Raw genomic sequence first — 255 nt, 5'->3', positions numbered from 1 at the left:
CCCAGGCGCCCTTCAGCTCCCCCGCCGACCTCGGCGGCGTCAAGGTGCGGGTGATGACCTCGCCGCTGCTGGTGGAAACCTACAAGGCCTTCGGGGCCGTGCCCACGCCGCTGCCCTGGGGCGAGGTGTTCGGCGCCCTGCAGACCGGCATGATCCAGGGCCAGGAAAACCCCATGTTCTACATCGAGTCGAACAAGCTTTATGAGGTGTCCGCGGTGATCACCGACATCGGCCACAACATCTTCACCACCGCCG

The 255-nt window shown here is 65.9% G+C and carries 1 protein-coding gene; it reads left to right on the top strand.

Translation table 11 applies throughout. From position 1 onward, the window contains the following. Positions 1-255, top strand: a 255-nt coding sequence (gene dctP / locus C7I36_RS17045) for a TRAP transporter substrate-binding protein DctP (protein ID WP_181256438.1), incomplete at both ends; no start/stop codon positions are given.

The organism is Zobellella taiwanensis (assembly GCF_003012795.1).
Lineage (GTDB): Bacteria > Pseudomonadota > Gammaproteobacteria > Enterobacterales > Aeromonadaceae > Oceanimonas > Oceanimonas taiwanensis.
The sequence above is the reverse complement of the archived record's forward strand: the minus strand, read 5'-3'. Positions and strand labels throughout refer to the sequence as shown.